At 68.7% G+C, this 19773-nt stretch carries 18 protein-coding genes; 9 read left to right on the forward strand and 9 right to left on the reverse strand.

Features of this window, described 5'->3' with window-relative positions; all coding sequences use genetic code 11:
- The first annotated feature begins 6 nt into the window (after window positions 1-6).
- Both lptM and lysA read left to right on the forward strand, forming a co-directional pair.
- A complete protein-coding gene (gene lptM, locus QTI68_RS19015) occupies window positions 7-240 on the forward strand; it encodes an LPS translocon maturation chaperone LptM (RefSeq protein WP_286523522.1) in 234 nt (77 codons plus the stop codon).
- A complete protein-coding gene (gene lysA / locus QTI68_RS19020; RefSeq protein WP_286523524.1) occupies window positions 237-1517 on the forward strand; it encodes a diaminopimelate decarboxylase in 1281 nt (426 codons plus the stop codon). Before lptM ends, lysA begins: the two co-directional genes overlap by 4 nt.
- Here the strand turns inward: lysA and msrQ are convergent.
- The 5 genes from msrQ to QTI68_RS19045 all read right to left on the reverse strand — a co-directional run bounded on the left by msrQ (window position 1507) and on the right by QTI68_RS19045 (window position 7520).
- Window positions 1507-2160, reverse strand: coding sequence for a protein-methionine-sulfoxide reductase heme-binding subunit MsrQ (gene msrQ / locus QTI68_RS19025; RefSeq protein WP_286523526.1), 654 nt, complete (start codon window positions 2158-2160; stop codon window positions 1507-1509). The two genes, lysA and msrQ, sit on opposite strands and share 11 nt — an antisense overlap.
- Before the next feature lie 10 nt (window positions 2161-2170).
- The gene (gene msrP / locus QTI68_RS19030) at window positions 2171-3169 is read right to left on the reverse strand and encodes a protein-methionine-sulfoxide reductase catalytic subunit MsrP (protein ID WP_286523528.1); all 999 of its coding nucleotides are present in this window, start codon (window positions 3167-3169) and stop codon (window positions 2171-2173) included.
- 107 nt (window positions 3170-3276) lie between these two features.
- Window positions 3277-4593, reverse strand: coding sequence for a c-type cytochrome biogenesis protein CcsB (gene ccsB, locus QTI68_RS19035; RefSeq protein ID WP_286523531.1), 1317 nt, complete (start codon window positions 4591-4593; stop codon window positions 3277-3279).
- Complete coding sequence (locus QTI68_RS19040; protein ID WP_286523532.1) at window positions 4590-6740, reverse strand: cytochrome c biogenesis protein ResB; 2151 nt, start codon at window positions 6738-6740, stop codon at window positions 4590-4592. Before QTI68_RS19040 ends, ccsB begins: the two co-directional genes overlap by 4 nt.
- A gap of 105 nt (window positions 6741-6845) precedes the next feature.
- Complete coding sequence (locus tag QTI68_RS19045; RefSeq protein ID WP_286523533.1) at window positions 6846-7520, reverse strand: c-type cytochrome; 675 nt, start codon at window positions 7518-7520, stop codon at window positions 6846-6848.
- Between the two features lie 70 nt (window positions 7521-7590).
- On the opposite strand from QTI68_RS19045, the gene yihA reads away from it, so the two are divergent.
- Complete coding sequence (gene yihA, locus QTI68_RS19050; protein WP_286523534.1) at window positions 7591-8349, forward strand: ribosome biogenesis GTP-binding protein YihA/YsxC; 759 nt, start codon at window positions 7591-7593, stop codon at window positions 8347-8349.
- 47 nt (window positions 8350-8396) lie between these two features.
- Window positions 8397-9308 (forward strand): alpha/beta fold hydrolase, encoded by a 912-nt coding sequence (locus QTI68_RS19055; RefSeq protein ID WP_286523535.1) that lies wholly within the window; start codon window positions 8397-8399, stop codon window positions 9306-9308.
- 57 nt (window positions 9309-9365) lie between these two features.
- Here QTI68_RS19055 and QTI68_RS19060 read toward each other — a convergent pair whose 3' ends face one another.
- Both QTI68_RS19060 and QTI68_RS19065 read right to left on the reverse strand, forming a co-directional pair.
- Complete coding sequence (locus QTI68_RS19060; RefSeq protein WP_286523537.1) at window positions 9366-10253, reverse strand: LpxL/LpxP family acyltransferase; 888 nt, start codon at window positions 10251-10253, stop codon at window positions 9366-9368.
- A complete protein-coding gene (locus tag QTI68_RS19065; protein WP_286523539.1) occupies window positions 10250-11128 on the reverse strand; it encodes a lysophospholipid acyltransferase family protein in 879 nt (292 codons plus the stop codon). The genes QTI68_RS19060 and QTI68_RS19065 overlap by 4 nt, the downstream gene beginning before the upstream one ends.
- Before the next feature lie 186 nt (window positions 11129-11314).
- On the opposite strand from QTI68_RS19065, the gene metK reads away from it, so the two are divergent.
- Window positions 11315-12496 (forward strand): methionine adenosyltransferase, encoded by a 1182-nt coding sequence (metK, locus tag QTI68_RS19070; protein ID WP_286523542.1) that lies wholly within the window; start codon window positions 11315-11317, stop codon window positions 12494-12496.
- A 6-nt stretch (window positions 12497-12502) separates the two neighbouring features.
- On the opposite strand, the gene QTI68_RS19075 is transcribed toward metK, so the two are convergent.
- A complete protein-coding gene (locus QTI68_RS19075; protein WP_286523543.1) occupies window positions 12503-13132 on the reverse strand; it encodes a phosphoribosyltransferase in 630 nt (209 codons plus the stop codon).
- Between the two features lie 23 nt (window positions 13133-13155).
- Window positions 13156-15297, reverse strand: coding sequence for a TonB-dependent receptor domain-containing protein (locus tag QTI68_RS19080; RefSeq protein WP_286523544.1), 2142 nt, complete (start codon window positions 15295-15297; stop codon window positions 13156-13158).
- A 154-nt stretch (window positions 15298-15451) separates the two neighbouring features.
- Between QTI68_RS19080 and QTI68_RS19085 the strand changes: the two genes are divergently transcribed.
- The 4 genes from QTI68_RS19085 to QTI68_RS19100 are packed head-to-tail and all read left to right on the forward strand — an operon-like array spanning window position 15452 to window position 19652.
- The gene (locus QTI68_RS19085) at window positions 15452-17023 is read left to right on the forward strand and encodes a phospholipase D family protein (protein WP_286523546.1); all 1572 of its coding nucleotides are present in this window, start codon (window positions 15452-15454) and stop codon (window positions 17021-17023) included.
- 10 nt (window positions 17024-17033) lie between these two features.
- Window positions 17034-17696: an HAD family hydrolase gene (locus QTI68_RS19090; protein ID WP_286523548.1), complete on the forward strand. Its 663-nt coding sequence runs from the start codon at window positions 17034-17036 to the stop codon at window positions 17694-17696.
- Between the two features lie 28 nt (window positions 17697-17724).
- On the forward strand, window positions 17725-19380 hold the full coding sequence (pgm, locus tag QTI68_RS19095) for a phosphoglucomutase (alpha-D-glucose-1,6-bisphosphate-dependent) (RefSeq protein ID WP_286523550.1): 1656 nt from the start codon (window positions 17725-17727) through the stop codon (window positions 19378-19380).
- 23 nt (window positions 19381-19403) lie between these two features.
- Window positions 19404-19652 carry a hypothetical protein gene (locus QTI68_RS19100; RefSeq protein ID WP_286523551.1) on the forward strand — a complete coding sequence of 83 codons (249 nt, stop codon included), beginning with the start codon at window positions 19404-19406 and terminating at the stop codon, window positions 19650-19652.
- Window positions 19653-19773: the final 121 nt, after the last annotated feature.

Raw genomic sequence — 19773 nt, forward strand, 5'->3', positions numbered from 1 at the left:
TTCGCCATGTTGAATGTTCGCCAAATTCTAGTGAGCGCCCTGGGCCTCGCGCTCGTCGGTGCCGGCCTGACGGCCTGCGGCCAGAAGGGCTCGCTGTACCTGCCCACCGATCCGCTCGCCAAGGAACGCACCACGCTGCCCGGCCTGCTGCTGCCCACGCCGCCCGCCAGCGCCGCCGGCGACGCCCCGGCCAAGCCGCCGGCAGCCGCCAGCAGCGCCCCCGCAGGAGCCAGCCAGTGAACGCCGCCGCACGGCTCCCGGGCCATCCCCACATCGCGCGCCAGGACGGCGCCCTGCAGGTCGAAGGCCGGCCGCTCGCCGAACTGGCGCAGAAATACGGCACCCCCCTGTTCGTCTACTCGAAGCAATGGATGCTCGACGCCCTCGCCGCCTACCAGCGCGGCTTCGCAGGCCGCGATGCGATGGTCTGCTACGCGATCAAGGCCAATTCCTCGCTGGGCGTGCTGCGCGTCTTCGCCGAGGCCGGCTGCGGCTTCGACATCGTCTCGGGCGGCGAACTGGCGCGAGTGCTTGCCGCCGGCGCCGATCCGGCCAAGGTGATCTTCTCGGGCGTCGGCAAGACCCGGGCCGAGATGCGGCAGGCGCTGGCGGCCGGCATCGGATGCTTCAACGTCGAAAGCGAAGCCGAGCTCGACGTGCTCAATGCCGTCGCGCTCAAGGACGACCGCCGCGCGCCGGTCAGCATCCGTATCAATCCGAACGTCGATCCGAAAACGCACCCCTACATCTCGACCGGGCTGAAGGGCAACAAGTTCGGCGTCGCGCACGATCGCGCGGTCGCGATCTACCGGCATGCGGCTGCCCTGAAGGGCCTGAAGGTGGTCGGCATCGACTGCCACATCGGCTCCCAGATCACCGACGCCTCGCCCTACCTCGAGGCGCTCGAGCGCGTGCTCGACCTGGTCGAGGCGATCGAGGCGGCCGGCGTGCCGCTGCACCATCTCGACTTCGGCGGCGGCCTGGGCATCGACTACAACGGCGACACGCCGCCCGCCGCCGATGCGCTCTGGCAGCAGTTGCTCACGCGGCTCGATGCCCGCGGCTTCGGCCAGCGCCGGCTGATCGTCGAGCCGGGCCGCTCGCTGGTCGGCAATGCGGGGGTCTGCGTGACCGAGGTGCTCTATCTCAAGCCCGGCGAGGAAAAGAACTTCTGCATCGTCGATGCGGCGATGAACGACCTGCCGCGGCCCGCGATGTACCAGGCCTTCCACCAGATCGTCCCGCTGGCTGAACGCGCCGGCGCCGCCGCCACCTATGACGTGGTCGGCCCGGTCTGCGAAAGCGGCGACTGGATCGGCCGCGACCGCGCGCTGCAGGTCCAGTCGGGCGACCTGCTCGCGGTCCTGTCCGCCGGGGCCTACTGCATGGCCATGGCCAGCAACTACAACACGCGCGGACGCGCGGCCGAGGTGCTGGTGAGCGGCAAGACGGCGACGCTGATCCGCCGCCGCGAAAGCATCGACGATCAACTGGCAAGCGAACGCTTCAGCGACTGAGCGGGGCCCGGGGCGCCGCGGCCAGTGGCCGCGGCAGCTTGTTGTCCTTGTTGCGCGCGAAGTTCCACACGCGCCAGCCGAGCAGCACGGCGATGATCCCGGCGTAGACGAACACTTCGGCGAAGTTGTTCTTGCCGGCCCGCATCCAGAAGAAGTGCAGCAGCCCCAGCGCGGCGATGCCGTAGACCAGCTTGTGCAGCGCCTGCCAACGCTTCGCACCCAGCGCCTTGATGGCGCGGTTGAACGAGGTCGCGGCCAGCGGCGTCAGCAGCACGAAGGCCGAGAAGCCGACCAGGATGAACGGTCGCTTGGCAATGTCCTTGGCGATGTCGGCCATCTCGAAACCCATGTCGAACCAGCTGTAGCTCAGCAGGTGCAGCACGACATAGAAGTACGCGAACAGGCCCAGCATGCGGCGAAAGCGCGCCAGCGCGTTCGCCTTGGCGATGACGCGCAAGGGCGTCACGGCCAGCACGATGCAGATGAAGCGCAAGGTCCAGTCGCCGGTCGAGCGGATCAGGTACTCGGCCGGGTTGGCCCCAAGGCCGTCGGTCAGCGCGCCGTAGAACAGCCACGCGAAGGGCAGCAGGCAGAGCACGAACACCACCGGCTTGGCGGCCGGGTGCATCAGCAGCTTGTTCACGGCGCTGCGCTCAGTAGTATTTCTTCAAGTCCAGACCGGCATACAACTGGCCGACCTGGGCCTCGTAGCCGTTGAACATCTGGGTCTTGGCGCGCTTGGCGAACAGCCCGCCGCCGTCGCCGATGCGCCGCTCGGTCGCCTGGCTCCAGCGCGGGTGGTCGACGTTCGGATTGACGTTGGAATAGAAGCCGTACTCGTTGGCCGCGGCCTTGTTCCAGGCCGTGCCCGGCTCCTTCTCGACGAAGCGGATCTTGACGATCGACTTGGCGCTCTTGAAGCCGTACTTCCAGGGCACCACGATGCGCACCGGGGCGCCGTTCTGGTTCGGCAGCACCTCGCCGTACATGCCGAAAGTCAGCAAGGTCAGCGGATGCATCGCCTCGTCCATGCGCAGGCCCTCGGCATAGGGCCAGTCGAGCACGCGCGAGCCGACGAAGGGCATGGTCTTGGGATCGGCCAGCGTCAGGAACTCGACGTACTTGGCGTTGCCCTGCGGCTCGACCTTCTTGATCAGTTCCGACAACGAATAGCCGACCCACGGGATCACCATCGACCAGCCCTCGACGCAGCGCAGGCGGTAGATGCGCTCTTCCTGGGCGCTGAGCTTGAGCAGGTCCTCGATGCCGTACTTGCCGGGCTTCTTGACCAGGCCTTCGACCTCGACGGTCCAGGGCCGGGTCTTCAGGCTGCCGGCGTTCTTCACCGGGTCGCCCTTGTCGGTGCCGAACTCGTAGAAGTTGTTGTAGCTGGTGGCGTCCTTGTAGTCGGTCAGCTTTTCCATCGTCTGGGCGCCAGGCACCGCCGATTTCGCGCCCGCGAGCGGCGCCAGCTTGCCCGGTGCCGCTGCCTGCGCCAGCGCGTCGCGCGCCGCCCAGGAGGCCATGGCCGCGCCGGCGACACCGCCGGCCATCCAGCGCAGCATGTCGCGCCGGCCTTCGTAGACGCCCTTGGGCGTGATCTCGCTCGAACGCGGGTGGAGGAAGCCGTCGTCGCGGGAATGAATCAACATGAAATGCCTTTCGCCTGAAAACGCTCAGTCAGGGGGAGTTCGTTGCCGATGCCGATCCGGTTACGCGCCAGGCACGCCCCCGGATCATTCCACGCGCAAAAACCGCGCTAGAGCGTGCCGTAGCTGTGCAGCCCGCTCAGGAACATGTTGACGCCGAGGAAGGCGAAGGTGGTCACGGCCAGGCCGCCGAGCGCCCACCAGGCCGCCACGGTGCCGCGCAGCCCCTTCACGAGCCGCATGTGCAGCCAGGCGGCGTAGTTGAGCCAGACGATCAGCGCCCAGGTTTCCTTCGGGTCCCAGCTCCAGTAGCCGCCCCAGGCATCGGCCGCCCACAGCGCGCCCAGCACGGTGGCGATGGTGAAGAAGGCGAAGCCGACCGTGATCGACTTGTACATCACGTCGTCGAGCACCTCGTTGGCCGGCAGCCGCGCCGCGATGCGCTTGCGGCCCATCAGGATGCCGGCGGCGATCAGCGCCGAGATCGCGGCATAGCCGACCCAGTAGCTGCCGCCAGCCTCCTGCACGCGCTGGCGGAACGCCACCGGCACGAAGCACAGCGCCACGCCGAGCAGCCAGATCGGCGTCAGCTTGTACCAGCGGGTCTCGGCGGCCTGCTCCTTGATCAGGTAGGCGAAGGCCACCATGGCAGCGAGCGAGAAGGTGCCGTAGCCGATGAAGTTGGCCGGCACGTGCAGCTTCATCCACCAGCTCTGCAGCGCCGGCACCAGCGGCTGGATCTCGTGGGCGTCGCGCACCAGCGTGTACCAGAGCAGGAAACCGACCGCGGCGCTGACCACCAGCATCACGAAGGCACCCAGCGCGCGGGTCCGGTAGCGCCATTCGAAATACAGGTAGAAGGTGGCGGTGAGCCAGCAGAAGAGGACGAACACCTCGTACAGGTTGCTGACCGGGATGTGGCCGATGTCGGGGCCGAGCTGGTGGCTCTCGTACCAGCGCACCATGCTGCCGATCAGCGCCATCGTGACCGCGGCCCAGGCCAGGCGCGAGCCGATCAGGTCCATGGCGTCGCCCTGGCGGCCGCCGAAGAAGCCGATCCAGTAGAAGATCGTGCTCATGAAGAACAGCACGCTCATCCAGAGGATGGCCGACTGGCTCGACAGGAAGTACTTGAGCCAGAAGACGCTGTCGGCCCGCGCCAGGTCGCCCTGGTAGGACGCGATGGCCAGCAGCGCGGCGGCCGCGACCACGATCGCCAGCACCCGCAGCGGCCGCCAGAACCAGCCCAGCCAGACGGCGGCGGGCACGGCCGCCACCAGGATCGTCTGCTCGTAGTAGTCCATCGCACCGTGGTAGCGCGAGAAGGCGAAGACGGCGCCCGCCAGCACCAGCAACGCGAACACCCAGTCGAGGGCGTTGCGGCGGGAGAGCCAGCTGTCGTTGAGAGTGAGCGTGGTGGTCGTCATGACGCGGTGTCTTTCGTGATGGCGAGCAGCTTGTGCTTCAAGTGCTCGAATTCGCGGTCGCTGTCGATGGTCTTGCGGTTGACCGAGAAAGCCAGGGTCGCCGCCGTGCCCCGGGCATCGTCGCCGTCCTTCGCGAGCCACACCCAGAGCCGGCGCTCGCGCACGTACAGCATCGCAAAAATGCCCACGATCAGCAACAGACAGCCCAGATAGACGATGTTCTTGCCAGGGGCTCGTGCGACCTGGAAGACGCTGGCCTGGACCTGCTTGAAGTCGGACATCATCATCGCGACCGGGGCCGGATAGAAGTGGGCGTCGCTGATCGCCAGCACCGCCTGCGTGAGGAAGAGCTGCGATTTCTCGTCCGGCGGCATGGCGGCCTGGCCGGCCTGCTCGCGGCTCAGGTTGAGCACCTCGAACAGCACGTCGTTGAGGATGCGCACCAGCACGGAGGCCGCGCGTTCGCGCTCGGCCTCGGGCACGTTGGCCTCCATGAACTCGGCCACCGCCTGCCAGCCGCCGCTGCTGACCGCGTCGACCTTGGCGCGCTCGGTGCCCGCGAACAGGGCCAGCGCCCGGGCCGCGGAGGCGCGCAGCTGGGCGGCCAGCTCGGGCCGCTTGGGATCGGTGGCGCGCGCGATGTAGCGGTCGAGGGCCCGGTCGCGCAGCTTGGCATCGGCCAGGGCGGCGCGCATGCGCACGAAGCCTTCCATCGAGCCTTGCTCGTCGGCCGGCACGCGCAGGTAGCGGAAGGGGTCCTCCGGCCGCTCGCGCACCCCGAGCAGGAACACCGGCTGGCCGTCGCCGGTGTCGACCGGCACCATGTAGTTCTGGAACTCGCGCGCCTGCCCGGAAGCGTCGCGCAGCTTGTAGCCGATGCTGGGGCCGATGTTGCGCAGCACCTTGGGCTTGTTGGTCTTGTTGGCCGCCCCCAGGCGCGACTCGAGGTCGTGCCGCAGGTCGACCTTGCGGACGTCGGCGCCGCTGGTCATGGCGCCGCCGCCGTCGGCGAAGTTCTCGACGTTGATGACACGCAGCGCCACCAGTTCGAGCGTGAGCCGGTCGCTGCCGTTGGTGATCTCGCTGCTGCCGCCGATGGTGCCGTCGATCTCGAAGGGCTTGGCGGCCGCGCCCATCGGCACCGCCTTGAGCTTCACGCTGGAGCCGCCGTCGTCGAAGCTCGACTGGTAGATCTCGACGCCCTTGTAGCTGGCCGGATGGTTGACCTCGATGCGCTTGGGCAGCTGCTCGCCGGTCTCGCGGTCGTGCAGCACCACTTCGCTGGCGAACAGCTTGGGCATGCCGGTCGAGTAGTACTCGACGATGAACTTCTTGAGCTCGATCGAGAACGGCAGATCCTGCAGCAGCACGCCGTCGGCCTGGTTCAGGATCGCGACGCTGGATTGCGCGCCCTCGGGCACCAGGATGTTGCCGCGAAAGGTCGGGTTGCGCGGCGACAGCCGATGCTCGGGCGCCACGTCCTTGATCAGGCCGCCGCCGGTGTAGACGCTCTTGCCGTTGAACCAGGTCTGGGCCCGGACGACGAGGTCGCCGTCGAACAGGCCGCCGATGCAGACCAGCACGATCGCGCCGTGGGCGGCGATGTAGCCGAGCTTGTGGGCCCCGCCGGCGCGCGCGGCCACCATCCAGCCCTGGCTCTGCCCTTCGGCCTCGCGGTGCTGCAGCTTGACCTTCCAGCCGCCGCCGGCCAGCAGTTCGCCGATACGCTTGGCGGCGCTGTCGGGCGTCTCGGCCAGCACGGCCTCGGCGCGCTGCCCGAAGGCCTTCAGGCTCTGGGCCCGGATGCCTTCCTTCACGGTCCTCAGGTCGCGCAGGATGTGCGGCGTGTTGCGCGCGATGCACAGCGAGGTGCTGACCACCAGGAACAGCAGGATCAGCAGGAACCACCAGGCGCTGTAGATCGAGTCGAGCCTGGCGGCACGGAACAGCTCGGCCCAGAAGGGGCCGAACTGGTTCACGTAGTTGCCGACCGGCTCGTGCTGCTTCAGCACGGTGCCGATGATCGAGGCGATGCAGATGATGGTCAGCAGCGCGATCGCGAAGCGCATCGACGAGAACAGCTCCACCGCCGCGCGGACCGCATGGGGGCCGCGGCGGACGCGAAGGCCGTGGGTGGAGACTGACATCGGTGCGAGGCGTGGAAAGCAAACAAGGCGGGCCATCCTGCCGGATGGACCCGCCTTGTTAGGAGTTTGTTATTGGCGGTTGGTTCAGGCTTGGAGGCCCGGCGTTCAGCGCAGGCCGGCGATGTAGTCGGCGACCGCGGTGATTTCCTTGTTGCTGAGCTTGGCCGCCACCCCGGTCATGACCGGCGAATTGAGGCGGGTGCCTTCGCGGAACAGGGTCAGCTGCTGCGCAGTGTATTCGGCGTGCTGGCCGCCCAGGCGCGGGTACTGGGCCGGGATGCCGGCGCCGTTCGGGCTGTGGCAGCCGGCGCAGGCCGGGATCTGGCGATCGGCGATGCCGCCGCGGAAGATCCGCTCGCCCAGGCCGACCAGGTCCTTTTCCTTGGCGAAGCCGGGCTTGACCTTCTTCGAGGCCGCGAACCAGGCGATGTTGCGCATGTCATCGTCCGACAGCGCCGTGGCCATGGGCTTCATGATCGCGCTCTTGCGCTTGCCGGACTTGAAGTCCTGCAGCTGCTTGAGGATGTACTCGGGGTGCTGCTGCGCCAGCTTGGGGTTCGCCGCGATGGCCGAATTTCCGTCCGCGTTGTGGCACGAGGCACAGCTCTGGCTGTTTGCCGGCGTGGCATTGAAGACCGTGTCGCCCTTGGCGGGGTCGGGCTTCGGTGCCTTGGCGGGCGCCTCGGCAGCCGGCTTTGCAGCGGGCTCGTCAGCCGCGAAGCTGGCACTGGCGGCGGCGCCCAACAGGGCTGCAAGCAGAAATTTGGCAAACAACTTCATATCGGGGGCTTGGATTTATGGCGCAAAACCCGGCGATTCTACAATGGCGCCCCGTACCGAAAGCCTATCGATGACCACCCCGCCGCGGAAGCCCGCCGCCAGCTACTCCCGCAAAGCGACCGCCGTCGACCCCCAGGCGGCCGAACGCGCCCGTGTGGCGCGCGGCTGGCTGCACACTGCCCACTTCCTCACGAGCGCCCCCCAGCTCGAGCATCTGCCGACCTTCGACCTGCCCGAGATCGCCTTCGTCGGCCGCTCGAATGCCGGCAAGTCGACCGCCATCAATACCCTGACGCAGCAGACCCGGCTGGCCTTCGCCTCGAAGACACCGGGCCGGACCCAGCACATCAACCTGTTCGGCGTCGGCAAGCAGAAGGTCGACGACGCCGTGCTCGCCGACCTGCCCGGCTATGGCTATGCGGCCGTGCCCAAGGAGGCCAAGCTGCGCTGGCAGCGCGTGATGGGCAACTACCTGATGACCCGTCCGAACCTGCGCGGCGTGGTGCTGATGTGCGATCCGCGCCACGGCCTGACCGAGCTCGACGACATCCTGCTCGACGTGATCCGGCCGCGGGTCGAGCAGGGGCTCAAGTTCCTGGTGCTGCTCACCAAGTCGGACAAGCTCACGCGCTCGGACGGCGCCAAGGCGCTGTCGATTGCGCGACTGCAGGCCGGCGGCGGCGAGGTCAAACTGTTCTCGGCCCTGAAGCAGCACGGCGTGGACGAGGCGGCCGAGCTGCTGTGGCGCTGGGCGCACCCGGAAGACGGGCAGCCCGCGCCGCCTTCCGAGCCGGCATCCGAGCAAGCCCCCATCGACGAGCAGCCCTGAATCCGGCGCTGGCCTCCTCGCCGCATGGACAACGAAGGAGACAGCCTGTGATCGAGACTTTCGCCCGCGCACTGCCGAACGGCACCACCCTGAGCTGCCGCGCGGCCGGCGCGCCCGGCCGGCCGCTGATGGTGTTCCTGCACGGTTTTCCCGAGGCCGCGTTCATCTGGGACGAACTGCTCGAATACTTCGCCGCGCCCGAGCACGGCGGCTTCCGTTGCATCGCACCGAACCTGCGCGGCTTCGAAGAGTCCAGCGCACCCACCGAGGTCTCGGCCTACCGGGCCCACCTCCTGGTGCAGGACCTCGCCGAACTGGCGGCCAGCGAGAACCCGGCCGGCCGCATCGAGGTGCTGGTGGCGCACGACTGGGGCGGCGCCTTCGGCTGGGGTTTCGGCAACCGGCACGGCGACCGGCTGGGACGCCTGGTGATCATCAACTCGCCGCATCCCGGCACCTTCGCCCGCGAGTTGCAGAACAACCCGGACCAGCAGGCCGCGAGCGCCTACATGAACTTCCTGGCCCGGCCGGATGCCGAGACGCTCCTGGCGGCCGACGACTACCGCCGCATGTGGCCCATGTTCCTCGGCATGAAGGCCGGCGCTGATGGCTTCGGCTGGCTCACGGAGCCGGTCAAGGACCAGTACCGCAAGGTCTGGGATGCGGGCCTCACGGGCGCCTGCAACCTGTATCGCGTCACGCCGCTGAAGCCGGCCATGCCCGGCCAGCCGGCGCCCGCGATGCCGGACATGCCCCACGACAAGCTCACGGTCGCCGCGCCCACCCTGGTCCTGTGGGCGCTCGACGACAAGGCGCTGCTGCCCGGGCTGCTGGAAGGCCTGGAGGACTATGTGCCGAAGCTCGAGATCGTCCGGGTGCCGGGCGCCACGCACTGGGTGGTGCATGAGCAGCCCCGGTTCGTCGCCGGCGAGATCGAGGCCTTCCTGCGCCGCTCCTGATCAGTTGAGGACAGAGCAAAAACCGCTGCGCAGTTTCTTGGTCTGTCCCGCAAAGTCCTAATAGACCGGACCTTCGCCTTCCGGCCGGGTCTTGAACCGGCGATGCACCCAGTAGTACTGCGACGGCATTGTGTCGATGTAGCCCTGCAGGCGCTGGTTCATGAGGGCGGTGTCGGCCACCGCGTCATCGCTCGGGAAGTCCTCCCAGGCCGGCAGCACCTCGATCTCGTAGCCGTCGCGGGTGAGCTTCGAGACCACCGGCACCACCTTGGCCCGCCCCAGCCGCGCGAAGCGCGACAGCGAGGGCACGGTGGCCGCCTGGACGCCGTAGAAGGGCACGAACACCGTCTGGTCGCGGCCGAAGTCCATGTCCGGCAGCAGGTACAGCAGGCCGCCCTTGCGCAGGCCGGCGACGATCGGCTTGATGCCGTCGACCCGGTTCAGCGTGATCACGTTGCCGAAGCGCTTGCGGCCCTCGCTGACCCACTGGTCGACCATCGGATCGCGCTGCGTGGTGTAGATGGTGGTCGACGGCCGGTCGGTGTGCATCGTGAGCGCCGTGGCGGCGGCGTCGAGGCCGTAGAAATGCGGCGCGAACAGGATCATCGGCTCGTGGCCGTGGGCGATCTCCTCGATCACGTCGGCCGCGCCCACCACCTTGAGGCGGCGCGCCACCACCGCCTCAGGCGCATGCCAGAGCCAGCTGCGGTCGAACCAGGACTGCGCCACGTAGACGAAGGTCTGACGCGCCATGCGGCGCCGTTCGGCCTCCGACCGGCTCGGAAAGCACAGCGCCAGGTTGGTGTCGACCACGCGCCGCCGCGGCACTGCCAGCACGTGCAGCACGCGCCCGAGCACCGCCCCGAAGCCGCGCACGAGCGGGAACGGCACGTGTGCCAGTGCGCGCATGAAGCCGATGCCGAGCTTCGAAGTGAGCTTGCTCATGTCGCCGCCTCCACCGCCGCCTCGGCGCGCGGCTGCTTGTAGCGGGCGTAGTCCCAGACGTACTGGCCCGGCAGGCTGCGGATCAACTTCTCGATGCCTTCGTTCATCGCCGTGGCGGCGGCCTCCGGCGTGGCCTTGGGGTCGCTCATCGCGGTGCCGTCGAAGGGCACGAAACGGATCGCATAGCCGGCGCCGCGCGGCAGCCGCTCGCAGACGCCGAGGAAGACCCGGGCACCGGTCTGCTGCGCCAGCCGCGGCAGCAGGGTCATCGTGTAGGCCGGGCGGCCCAGGAACGGTGCCCAGACCCCCTGGCCCAGCGGCGGCACCTGGTCCGGCAGCAGCCCGGTGTAGCCGCCGCCGCGCAGCGTTCGGATCAGGCCCCGCACGCCGGAGACGGTGGTCGGCAGGGTCTGCAGCCCGGGCCGGTCGCGCGAACCGGCGATCAGGTCGGCCATGAATTTCTTGCGCGCCGGCCGGAACAGCGCCGTGATCGGACCGTAGTCCTTGAAGAAGCGCTCGCCCACCGCCTGGCCGAAGGTTTCCCAGCTGCCCAGGTGCGGCGACACCAGGATCACGCCCTTGCGCGCGGCCAGCGCGGCCTCGAAGGCCTCGATGCCGTCCCAGCGCACGATGTGCGGCAAAAGGCTCTCGTCGCGCGGACGGGCCCAGACCCAGGGCAGTTCGCCGACCATGGCGCCGGCGGCGGCGATCGCGGGGCGGTACTGCGCCGGCGTGAAGCCCGCCGCCTCGGCGTTCTCGCGGAAACGGCGCCGGTAGTCGGGTGCGAACCACCAGACCAGCCAGCCCAACCAGCCGCCCACCGCATGCATCACGGGCAGCGGAACACGGGCGAGCAATCTGAACAAGGCAATCATCGAGACATGGGGATGGAGATGGACGCGCGCGCAGGGTACAGCGCGGCTCGGATAGAATGCAAATTGTCGCCGAGTTATGGAACTACTTGCAGGGCGACGTTAAACACCACTGCTAAAGCGTTCGCCAGAGCTCCGAAACGGGTTGGCAACGCGCCAATTGACCTGCTGCTACGGAGTTTGAAACACATGGCGAACGATTTCCTCTTTACTTCCGAATCCGTCTCCGAAGGCCATCCCGACAAGGTAGCCGACCAGATCTCGGACGCGATCCTCGACGCGATCTTCGAACAGGACCCGCGCTCGCGCGTGGCCGCCGAGACGCTGACCAACACCGGCCTGGTGGTGCTCGCGGGCGAGATCACGACCAATGCGCACGTCGACTACATCCAGGTGGCGCGCGACACCATCAAGCGCATCGGCTACGACAACACCGACTACGGCATCGACTACAAGGGCTGCGCCGTGATGGTCTGCTACGACAAGCAGTCCAACGACATCGCCCAGGGCGTCGATCACGCCAGCGACGACCACCTCAACACCGGCGCCGGCGACCAGGGCCTGATGTTCGGCTACGCCTGCGACGAGACGCCCGAGCTGATGCCCGCGCCGATCTACTACGCCCACCGGCTGGTCGAGCGCCAGGCCCAGCTGCGCAAGGACGGCCGCCTGCCCTTCCTGCGTCCCGACGCCAAGAGCCAGGTCACGATGCGCTATGTCGACGGCAAGCCGCACAGCATCGACACCGTGGTGCTCTCGACCCAGCACCACCCCGACCAGAGCGAGACGCCGACCAAGATGAAGGCCTCGTTCGTCGAGGCCGTGATCGAGGAAATCATCAAGCCCGTGCTGCCCAAGGAGTGGCTCAAGGAGACGCGCTACCTGATCAACCCGACCGGCCGCTTCGTCATCGGCGGCCCACAGGGCGACTGCGGCCTGACCGGCCGCAAGATCATCGTCGACACCTACGGCGGCGCCTGCCCGCACGGCGGCGGCGCGTTCTCGGGCAAGGACCCGAGCAAGGTCGACCGCTCGGCCGCCTATGCCGCGCGCTACGTGGCCAAGAACATCGTGGCCGCCGGCCTGGCGCGCCAGTGCCAGATCCAGGTCGCCTACGCGATCGGCGTCGCCAAGCCGATGAACGTGACGGTCTACACCGAAGGCACCGGCGTCATCTCCGACGAGAAGATCGCCGCACTGGTCCAGGAGCATTTCGACCTGCGTCCCAAGGGCATCATCCAGATGCTCGACCTGCTGCGCCCGATCTACGGCAAGACGGCCGCCTACGGCCACTTCGGCCGCGAAGAGCCCGAGTTCACCTGGGAAAGCACGGCCAACGCGCAGGCGCTGCGCGCTGCCGCCGGGCTGTAAGGCCTTTCAGCCTTCGTCCAGCAGGCGGCAGACCTCTTCATCGGAGGTCTGCCCGAAGTCCTGGTACCAGAGGCCCACCGCACGAAAGTGCTTCGGCGTGAAGAGGCACACCACCTCGTCGGCCAGCGCACTCAGGCTTTGCACGGCCTCGGTCGAAGCCACCGGCACGGCGACGATGACCTGCTTCGGGTTGCCCGCGCGCGCCGCCTGCACCGCGGCGCTCATGGTGGCACCGGTCGCGAGGCCGTCGTCCACCAGGATCAGGACGCGGCCGGTCAGATCGAGCGGCGGTCGTCCGCCGCGATAGCGCTGCTCACGCCGCACCAGTTCGGCCTGTTCACGCGCCACGACGGCTTCGAGCTCCCGTGCCGAGACCGGCCAGCCAGCGTCCGCCTCACCCATGACGCGCACGCCGCCGGATGCGATGGCGCCCATTGCATACTCTTCCTGGCCCGGAAAACCCAGCTTGCGCACCACCAGCACATCGAGTGGCGCGCCAAGCGCGCCGGCGACTTCCCAGGCCACCGGAACGCCGCCGCGCGGCAGCGCCAGCACCAAGACGTCGGGCCGCCCGCGCCAGGCTTCCAGTGCCTTGGCGAGCGCACGGCCGGCGTCGCGTCGATCCTTGAATTCCATGGGCTTCTCCCACTGTCCGGGACTCAGAAACGATACGCCGCCCCCATGCCGATCGTCCAGTTGCGCCCCGGTGCCGGCTCGTAGTAGCGGGCATTGCCCTCGTTGACGATCACCGAGCCGATGTACTGGCGGTCGAACAGGTTGTCGATGCGCGCAAAGGCATTCAGGCCCCAGCGCTGCCACTGCATGACGTAGCCCGCGAACAGCGCGACCACCGCGTAGCCCGGCGCGCTCACCGTGTTGCGGTCGTTGGCCTCGATGCTCGAGAGCGCGCGCAGCTCGGTGCCGGCACGCCAGCCCTGGGGCGGCACCCAGCCGTAGGAGGCGAACAGCGCTTGCGGCGCGATGCCCGGAATCCGGTTGCCGCCCGGCACCAGGCCCGCCGCCGTGCACGGCACCGTGGCGCAGAAGGTGTCGCTGTAGCGGGCGTCGAGCCAGGTGTAGGCCAGCTGGGTGCGCCAGTGGCCCTCGGTCTCGTGCTGCCAGGCCAGCTCGAAGCCGTCGCGCGTGGTGCTGCCTGCGTTCTGGAACGTGGCGCGGCCGCCGATGTTGGTGGCGGTGACGATTTCGTCGCTGGTCCGGGTCTTGAACAGCGCCGCCGTGAGCAGGCCGCCCGCCAGGCGCGCCTTGGCGCCCAATTCGACGCTGTCGTTGACCGCCGGCTGCAGCGCGAAGTTGAGCCCGCCCTGCCCGTCGGGACGGTACGAGAGCTCGTTCAGCGTCGGCGTCTCGAAGCCTCGGCCCACCGAGGTGTAGAGGGCAAGGTCGCGCGTCGCCTCGTAGCGCAGCGACGCCACCGGCAGCGTCTCGGTGTAGCGCGCGCTGCCGCTGTCGTTGCCGTTGGCGCCGACGATGTAGTGGTCTTGCGAATCGAAATCCACGCTGCTGCGGCGCACGCCGGCCTCGAGCGTCCAGCGATCGGCGAAGCGCCAGTTGCCCTGCACGTAGGGGTCGAGGTTGTAGACCTCGTTGATCTCGTTGCGCCGCAACCGCCCCTGGACGCCCAGCACCGGCCGCGCGACTGGTCCCAGGAAGTTCTCGTAGCCGGTGCGGTGCTCGCGCAGCTTGTTGTATTCCAGCCCGGCGACGAGCTCGAACGGCCGGTCGGCCAGCCGCATCTGCGAGATCCAGCGCAGGTCGGCCCCGCCAAAGTCGCGATCCAGCCCGATCACGCCGCCGGCGCTGGTCGGGCTCGACTGCGCGGAGGGCGGGATGGCCTGGTGCTGCGACGTCTTGCGCTCGCCGCCGTAGACCATCATGCGCAGCGCGTTGTCGCCGTCGAGGCGGCGCTCGTAGGTCAGGCCGGCCTGCGCCTGGTCGACGCTCTTGCGGGTGTCGAACTGCGTCGCGACGGCCGCGCTGCGCCGGTTCAGCGCGTACTGCTCGGCCGTCAGCCCGAGCGGGTCCTGGGCATTCAGGTGCACGCTGTTGGCGACCAGCGTCAGCCGGCTGCCGTCGTCGAGCGCGAGGCCGAACTTGCCGTTGACGATGTCGCGATCGGCCGCGCTGTGGTCGCGGTAGCCGTCGGTCTCGAAGCGCCCGGCGCTCAGGAGGTAGTCGACCGCACCGGAGGAGCCGCTGGCCATGACCCCGGTACGGGTCGTGCCGAAGCTGGCCGCGGCCATCGAGAAGCCGAGTTTGGGCGGCCCCTCGCCGGTCTCGGTGAAGGACTGCACCACGCCGCCCGAGGAGTTGCCGTAGAGCGCCGAGAACGGGCCGCGCAGCACCTCGACATGGTCCACGGAGCCGATGTCGATGTTGGAGGTCTGGCCCTGGCCGTCGGGCAGGGTCGCCGGAATGCCGTCGACATACAGCCGCACGCCGCGCACGCCGAAGGTGGAGCGGGCGCCGAAGCCGCGGATCGAGATCTGCAGGTCCTGCGCGTAGTTCTGCCGGTTCTGGATCTGCAGTCCGGGCACGCCGCTCAGGCTTTCCGACAGGTTCACGCCGAGCCGGCTGTCGCGCATGGCCGCGCCCTCCACCCGGTCGACCGAGCCGGCGACATCAAAAAGGGGCGTCGGACCGGCCGGTGTGGAGACCGTGATCTCGCCCAGCGTCGGTGCGCTTCCGGTGTCCCGGGCCTGGTCCTGTTCCTGGGCCTGGGCCTGGGCCGGGAACCAGGCTGCAAGCAGGAGGCAAGCGGTGGGGGCGGCTGGGAACTTCATCGCGGCGATTCTGCGTTGCTCATCATGGTCAATGAGCGAAGGCTGAAGAAACCCGATACCTGACGTGACGCAACAATACGGCCGGACGGCTACGATCCGCTGGCCGTCCATCCGGGGCGGAGCCCCTTCCGGTCGCCTTGCCGCGGTCTCCCCCATGCTGCTTCGCTGTCTGGTCCTCGCCCTCGCCTGCCTGCTGTCGGCCTGCGCCGGGCTGCCGGCCGTCCCCGCATCGCCCTATGTCCCGGCCATTGCGGCCTCGACGTCCAACGAGCTGGGCCGGCTCGCCGCGCCCTTCAACAGCTCGCCCGAGAGCCTGTCGGGCGCGCGGGTGCTGGCGCAGGGCGCCTTCGCGCTGGACGCGCGGCTGGAGCTGATCCGGCGGGCCCAGGCCTCGCTCGACCTGCAGTACTACCTGCTGGGCAACGACAAGACCGGCAAGCTGATCCTGCGAGAGCTGCGCGACGCCGCCCGGCGCGGGGTGCGGGTGCGTCTGCTGCTGGACGACTTCTACACGACCAAGCTGGACCCGCTGCTGCTCGGCCTGGCCACCTGGCCGAACGTGGAGATCCGGCTGTTCAACCCCTTCGTGGCCGGACGCGACCATTCGGCCACCCGCTGGATGGGCTTCGCGGCCGATTTCCGCCGGCTCAACCACCGCATGCACAACAAGCTCTTCATGGCCGATGGCGCCTTCGCGATCGTGGGCGGGCGCAACCTGGCGGACGAGTATTTCCTGCGCAGCGAGGGCGCCAACTTCATCGACCTCGACATGCTGCTGGCCGGACCGGTCGTGACCGAGCTGCAGACCATCTTCGACAACTACTGGAACAGCGAGGTGGTCTACCCGCTGCACACCATCGTGCCGGCGATCGAATCGACCGCCGAGCTGCGGGCCGAGTTCGACCGGCGGACCTCGCGCAAGGAAGCGCCGTTGCCCCCGGCACCACCCGAGACCGACATGTTCGGCGACCCGCCGCTCGGCGGCCTGATCGCCCAGGGCCGGTTCGAGATGATCCCGGCGCGGGCCAACGCGGTGTCGGACTCGCCCACCAAGGCGCTGCAGACCGACGACGGCGAGTGGGCCAGCGAACGCCGCCCCCCGACCGTGGCCGAGCGCATGCGGGTGCAGCTCGACCTGGCGCGCTCCAGCGTCGACATCGTGTCGCCCTACTTCCTGCCCGGCGAGGAAGGCATGGCGCAGATCGCCCGGCTGCGCGCCCGCGACGTCCGCATCAGCGTCGCCACCAACTCGCTGGCCGACACCGACGAGCCGCTGGTCAACATCAACTACAACAACTACCGGGTCGAGATGCTCCGCCTCGGCGTCCGCCTCTACGAAGTGAGCTCCGAGCAGATCAAGCGCAGCCTGAACCTGCGCAAGGTGTTCCGCCAGTCGCGCGGGCGCCTGCATGCCAAGCTGGCGCTGATCGACCGCGAGTGGTCGCTGATCGGCTCGCTCAACTTCGATCCCCGTTCGGCCCACATCAACACCGAGCTCGGGGTGCGCCTGGAGAGCTTCGAGGTCGCGCACCGCCTGCTCGATGCCTACCAGGTCGACAATGTCGAAAGCGCGTACGAACTGCGGCTGAAACCCGGCACCGACCAGATCCAATGGATCAGCACCGATGGCGAGAACGCGGTGTACGACGACGAGCCCGAGGCCAGCATGCTGGTGAAGATCAAGCTGCTGCTGTTCTCGTGGTTCGTGCCGAGCGATTTGCTCTAGGAGTTTGCGGATGCAGGACATCGTCTTCTTGCTCGACGTCGACAACACGCTGCTCGACTTCGACGGCGTGCTCGACGACCTGCGCCGCCGCCTGGTCGACGACCTCGGCCCCGTGGGGGCCGAGCGCTACTGGCGCGGTTTCGAGGAACTGCGCGACGAACTCGGCTACACAGACTACCTGGGTGCGTTGCAACGCTATCGCCTGGGCGGTCCCGGCGCCGACATGAGCGATCCGCGGCTGCTGCGGATGTCGAGCTTCCTGCTCGACTACCCGTTCGCCGAACGGCTCTACCCCGGTGCCCTGCAAGTCATCGCGCACCTGCAGCGCTTCGGCCTGCCGGTGATCCTGTCGGATGGCGACGCGGTCTTCCAGCCGCGCAAGGTGCAGCGCTCGGGCCTGTGGCAGGCGGTCGATGGGCGGGTGCTGATCTACATCCACAAGGAGCTGATGCTGGATGCGGTGCAGGAGCGCTTTCCGGCCCGCCACTACGTGATGATCGACGACAAGCCGCGCATCCTCTCGGCGATGAAGGCCGGATGGGGCGAACGGCTGACGACGGTCTTTCCGCGCCAGGGCCAGTACGCGCTGGCCCCGCAGGCGTTCGACGGTCATCCGGCCCCCGACATCACCATCGAACGCATCGTCGAACTGCGCCAATGGCCCATCCTTTGAGACACTCGGACATCGACCAGGAGCTTTCATGGCCTCACGACTCAGCCCTCTTGCCGGCCAGCCGGCCCCCGCGGACAGCCTCGTCGACGTCGACGCGCTGCTCGCCGCCTATCTCGCCGAGCGCCCCGACCCGGGGGTCGCGACCGAACGCGTCGCCTTCGGCACCTCGGGCCATCGCGGCTGCGCCTTCGAGCGTTCGTTCAACGAATGGCACGTGCTGGCGATGACCCAGGCGATCTGCGACCACCGCCGGGCCCAGGGCATCGACGGGCCGCTCTACCTCGGCATCGACACGCACGCGTTGTCGGCCCCCGCCGCGGCCAGCGCGCTCGAAGTGCTGGCCGCCAACGGTGTCGAGGTGATGCTGGCCAGCGGCGACGAATACACGCCGACACCCGCGCTCTCGCATGCCATCCTCACCTACAACCGCGGCCGCAGCAGCGGGCTGGCCGCCGGCATCGTGGTCACGCCCTCGCACAATCCGCCGCGCGACGGCGGCTTCAAGTACAACCCGCCCAATGGCGGGCCGGCCGGCCAGGACATCACGGGCCCGGTGCAGGAGGCGGCCAATGGCTTCCTCGAGAAAGGGCTCGCGGGCGTGCGCCGGATGCCGCACGAGCGAGCCCTGAAGGCCGCCACCACGCACCGCCATGACTTCGTGGCGGCCTACGTCGGCGACCTGGAAAACGTGATCGACATGGCCATGATCCGCGAAGCGGGCGTGCGCATGGGCGTCGACCCGCTTGGCGGTGCCGGGGTCCACTACTGGGGCGCGATCGCCGAGCGCTACCGGATCGACCTCAGCGTGGTCAGCGAGACGGTCGACCCGCGCTTCGCCTTCATGACGCTCGACTGGGACGGCCAGATCCGCATGGACCCGTCGTCGACCTACGCGATGCAGCGGCTGCTCGACATCAAGGACCGCTTCGACGTCGGCGTCGCCTGCGACACCGACCACGACCGCCATGGCATCGTCACCCGCAGCGCCGGCCTGCTGCAGCCCAACCACTACCTGTCGGTCGCGATCGACTACCTGTTCCGCCACCGCCCGCAGTGGGGCGCCGATGCGGCGGTCGGCAAGACGGTGGTCTCGACGCGGCTGATCGATGCCCTGGCGAAGCGGCTCGGCCGCCGGCTCTACGAAGTGCCGGTGGGCTTCAAGTGGTTCGTGGACGGCCTGGTCGACGGCTCGCTCGGCTTCGTCGGCGAAGAAAGCGCCGGCGCCACCTTCCTGCGCCGCGACGGCTCGGTCTGGACCACCGACAAGGACGGCATCACCGCGGCGCTGCTGGCCGGCGAGATCACCGCCCGCACCGGCCGCGACCCCGGTGCGCTCTATGCCGAGCTGGCGAGCGAGTTCGGCAACCCGGTCTCGAACCGCATCGATGCCCCGGCCAGCCGGCAGCAGAAGAAACAGCTGTCGGCGCTGAGCCCGCAACAGCTCCACGCCACCGAGCTGGCCGGCGAGCCGATCGAGAGCGTGCTGAGCCATGCCCCCGGCAATGGCGGCGCGATCGGCGGCATCAAGGTGATCGCGCAGAACGGCTGGTTCGCCGCCCGGCCGTCGGGCACCGAGGACATCTACAAGATCTATGGCGAGAGCTTCCGCGGCGCCGAGCACCTGCAGCGGATCCTGGCCGAGGCCCAGACCATCGTCGACGCGGCGATTTCACCCACCCCCTGACGGCGCAACGCGCGGGAGTCCGCATGAATCTCGATTCTCTGATCCAGACGGTCAAGGACGCCGATGCCCGTCGGCCCGACCTGCCGGGCGAGCACCTGATCGTGCTGGGCGTCGGCCTGCTGCTGATGATGGCCACGGGCCGCAGCCGCTCGCTGATCGGCAAGGCGCTGATCGGCGCCGCGGCCGGCGCCTTCATTGGCCGCGCGGCCAGCGGCACCGGCGGCATCGCGCGGCTGGCGGCGCTGCTGCGGCCCAGCGCCCCGCGAAGCTGAAACGCGCACGCCCGAAGCAGCAGGTCGCTGAAGTCGGACAGCGGTGGATTCTTCATCGTGAAGTCTTGTTTTCGCATGAATATTGCCGGGCCCCTTACGGCCCCATGTCCCTGCAAAAACG

Source organism: Variovorax sp. J31P207 (assembly GCF_030316965.1).
GTDB classification, from domain to species: domain Bacteria; phylum Pseudomonadota; class Gammaproteobacteria; order Burkholderiales; family Burkholderiaceae_C; genus Variovorax; species Variovorax ginsengisoli_B.